This is a genomic window from Mycobacterium sp. UM_Kg27 (assembly GCF_000972905.1).
Classification (GTDB): Bacteria; Actinomycetota; Actinomycetes; order Mycobacteriales; family Mycobacteriaceae; genus Mycobacterium.
In genome coordinates, this window is the sequence record NZ_JRMM01000225.1 from 1 (window position 1) to 3,589 (window position 3,589).

At 67.1% G+C, this 3,589-nt stretch carries 3 protein-coding genes and 1 pseudogene; 1 reads left to right on the forward strand and 3 read right to left on the reverse strand.

The window, feature by feature from the left end:
- On the reverse strand, positions 1-306 hold a 306-nt coding region (locus LI94_RS20610; protein ID WP_046302392.1), incomplete at its 3' end, for a PaaI family thioesterase.
- 45 nt (positions 307-351) lie between these two features.
- The gene (gene aspS, locus LI94_RS20615) at positions 352-2,121 is read right to left on the reverse strand and encodes an aspartate--tRNA ligase (RefSeq protein WP_024442152.1); all 1,770 of its coding nucleotides are present in this window, start codon (positions 2,119-2,121) and stop codon (positions 352-354) included.
- 109 nt (positions 2,122-2,230) lie between these two features.
- Here aspS and LI94_RS20620 point away from each other — a divergent pair, with 109 nt between their 5' ends.
- Complete coding sequence (locus tag LI94_RS20620; protein WP_024442151.1) at positions 2,231-3,328, forward strand: hypothetical protein; 1,098 nt, start codon at positions 2,231-2,233, stop codon at positions 3,326-3,328.
- 170 nt (positions 3,329-3,498) lie between these two features.
- Here LI94_RS20620 and LI94_RS22715 read toward each other — a convergent pair.
- Positions 3,499-3,589, reverse strand: a pseudogene (locus LI94_RS22715) (type VII secretion protein EsxI); the annotation flags it as partial.

Here is a 3,589-nt window from a genome sequence, read left to right on the forward strand (position 1 = left end):
GAGATGTGTATAAGAGACAGCCGTCCCAACGCCCGCCCGCACCGCTCGAAAGAAGTTGGTCTTGGACTCGATGGTCGAGGTGCTGGTGCCCTGAGGCAGATTGACCACCGCGCACACCGCTCCGGCAGTGTCGGCGAACGCCATCAGCGCTCCCCCGTGCAGCATCCCACCGGTGGTGCAGCGCTCCGGAGCCCACGGCATGGTCGCACGCACCTCTTGGGGTGACAGTTCAGCGATCTCGATCTGCAACTCCGCCGCGAACGGCATATTGGCGACGACCAATCGGGCGAACTCAGCCGAATCCATGCCTGCAGCCTTGCCGACCCTGGCGCTGCTGTCTAGCGTCCGCTCTCAGCGTGGTTGAGGCACCGCGTCAATCCCGGCCTCCTTGCGCTGAGCCGCCGTGATGGGCGCCGGCGCGTCGGTCAGCGGGTCAATGCCGCCGCCGGACTTCGGGAACGCAATGACCTCGCGGATCGACTCCACGCCGGCCAGCAGTGCCACCACCCGGTCCCAGCCGAACGCCAGCCCGCCGTGCGGCGGTGCGCCGAAACTGAAGGCGTCCAAGAGGAATCCGAACTTCTCGTTCGCCGACTCCTCGTCGATCCCCATAACCTTGAAGACCTGCTGCTGGATATCGCGGCGGTGAATACGAATCGAGCCGCCGCCGATCTCGTTGCCGTTGCACACCACGTCATAGGCGTCCGCGAGCACCGAACCGGGGTCGGTCTCCACGCTGCCGGCATGCTCCGGCTTCGGCGAGGTGAAGGCGTGGTGCACCGCGGTCCAGGCCCCCGAGCCGACCGCCACATCACCGGCGGCAGTGGCGTCGTCCGCCGGCTCGAACAGGGGCGGGTCGACCACCCAGGTGAACGCCCAGGCCTCCGGGTCGATCAGGTCCAGGCGCCGGGCGATCTCACCACGAGCCGCCCCCAACAGTGCGCGAGACGGCTTGGCCGGTCCGGCCGCAAAGAAGATGCAGTCCCCCGGCGCCGCGCCCACGTGCCCGGCCAGCCCGGCGCGCTCAGCATCAGTCAGGTTCTTGGCCACCGGTCCGGACAGCTCTCCGTCCTCGCCGACCAGGACGTACGCCAAGCCCTTGGCTCCGCGCTGCTTGGCCCACTCCTGCCAGCCGTCGAGCGTGCGCCGTGGCTGCGAGGCGCCCCCCGGCATGACCACCGCACCCACGTAGGGGGCCTGGAATACCCGGAAGGTGGTCTCGGAGAAGAACTCGGTGCACTCCACCAACTCCAGAGCGAATCGCAGGTCGGGCTTGTCGGAGCCGAACCGTCGCATCGCGTCCGCGTAAGTCATCCGGGGCAGCGGCAACGGCAGGTCGTAGCCGATCAGGGCCCAAAGCGCCTTGAGGACCTGCTCGGCGATGCCGATCACGTCCTCGGCGTCGACAAAGCTCATCTCCAAGTCCAGCTGGGTGAACTCAGGCTGACGGTCCGCGCGGAAGTCCTCGTCGCGGTAGCAGCGGGCGATCTGGTAGTAACGCTCCATCCCGGCCACCATCAGCAGCTGCTTGAACAGTTGCGGGCTCTGTGGCAGCGCGTAGAACGAACCGGGCTGCAGGCGCGCCGGAACCAGGAAGTCGCGTGCGCCCTCCGGGGTTGAGCGGGTCAGGGTGGGGGTTTCGATCTCGATGAAGTCTTGTGCAGCCAGCACCGAACGGGCTGCGGCGTTAGCCGCCGAACGCAGCCGCAGCGCAGCTCCCGGGCCGCCCTCGCGCCGCAGGTCCAGGTAGCGATGCTTCAGCCGGGCCTCTTCGCCGGCGGATTCATCGAGCTGGAACGGCAGCGGCGCAGCCTCGTTGAGCACCCGCAGTTCTGTCGCATTGATCTCGATGGCGCCGGTGGGCAGGTCGGGGTTCTCGTTGCCTTCGGGACGGACCTCGACGACACCGGTGACCGTCACACAGAACTCGGCGCGCAGCCGGTGCGCCTGCTCCAGCACAGCGGCGTCACGGAACACGACCTGCGCCACCCCGGAAGCGTCGCGCAGGTCGATGAAGATGACACCGCCGTGGTCACGTCGCCGCGCCACCCAACCGGCAAGCGTGACGCTGAGCCCGGCGTCGGTGGCCCGCAGTGAGCCGGCGTCGTGGCTGCGCAGCACGAATACCCCCTTGGTGACAGGTTAGTTCGGTAACGGTTTGACGGTCGCCAAGTCTAGAGCCCTCTTGTGGCACTGCCCCGCGCCGGTCGGTGCTTTAAGCTGGCTCACTGTGACTAACGGCACCGATGACCTCGACTTTGACTATGACGACGAGGACGAAGACGAGGACTACGACGAAGCCGCTGCCCCTAAACAGAACAAGAGCCTGAAATGGGGGTTGGCCGCCGTAGTCGTGCTGGCCGTGGTGGCGCTGGTGTTGGTCGCGGTGGTGTTGCTGGGCGGCGACCCGGGCAAGAGTTCGCTGGACGGCTCGGCCTCCAGCCGCAGCTCTGCGGCGTCGGGTATTGCCAGCGCAGACGACACCGGTCCGGTCTCGATCATCATCAATGACCCCAGCTGTACCGCGTGGATTTCGATCAGCAGCAACCTGTCCAGCACCCTGTCGATGCTTGGACAGGGCAAATGGAATGAGCGCGACCAGTCCATTCCGGCGTCGGCGTGGAACGACGAGCAGAAGAAGCAGTACCTGGCCGCCGGGCAGGTGGTGCGCAACGCTGCCGCCCAGACGGTCGGTCTGGTGAAGCTGACCCCGCACCGGGTGATGCGCGAACTCTACGAGCAGTTCATCGCTTACGCGCGCACCTTCGTCGAGCACATTCCCACCTACACCGAGCGGGACGCTGCGCTGGCCGGCACCGCGCACAGTGCAGCCTCGGCGCTGGCCGCGATCTGCGCCGCCGCCAACAACGGCTCAGCGGCCGCCCGCGGCCCCCTGGTCGAGACGCAGGCCGCTCCCACCAAGACGGCGTCGCCGGGCAACCCGGCCAACCCGCAGCGCTATCTGACCGGTTCCAATCCGGTGTGCGCGGACTGGAAGGCCACGCTGGACAAGTTCGGCGTTGACGCCGTCGAATGGCATGGCATCGATCCCAGCATCCCGGGAACGTATTGGAACCCGCAGCAGAAGGCGGTCAACCTGGCGGTAGGTCCCATCATGATCAGCCTGGCCAACAAGATGCAGCAGCTGGGCCGCCGCAGTAACAACCCCACCCTGCAGGACTTCGCGGAGCTGTCCGCCCAGTACCGCCGGGCGTTCGTGTTGGCGCTGCCGACCTACGACCCCACCGACAACTACCTGGCAAATGCCGCGACGTTCCTGTCCACCACGGTGCTGGGTGCATGCTCGTCGGCGGCAACCACGGGCTGACCAGAACGCACCAGAGACGCGCTGACGTGGCCGGGGCTGGTTAGCCCCGGCCACGTCAGCTTTGCCCAGGCCGTCCTTTTCCCTCGGAACGCAAGAAGCGGCTTCAGAACGCAAGAAACCGGCGCAGCCCGCAGGCTGCGCCGGTTTCTTGTTCGCGATTGGCCCTAGGGTCAGGCCCAGCTGGAGCCGACGGAGGCGTCGGTGTTGGCCATGTTGTTGCCGGCCGACTGCACCTTCTGACCGTGGCTGTTGGCCTGCTCG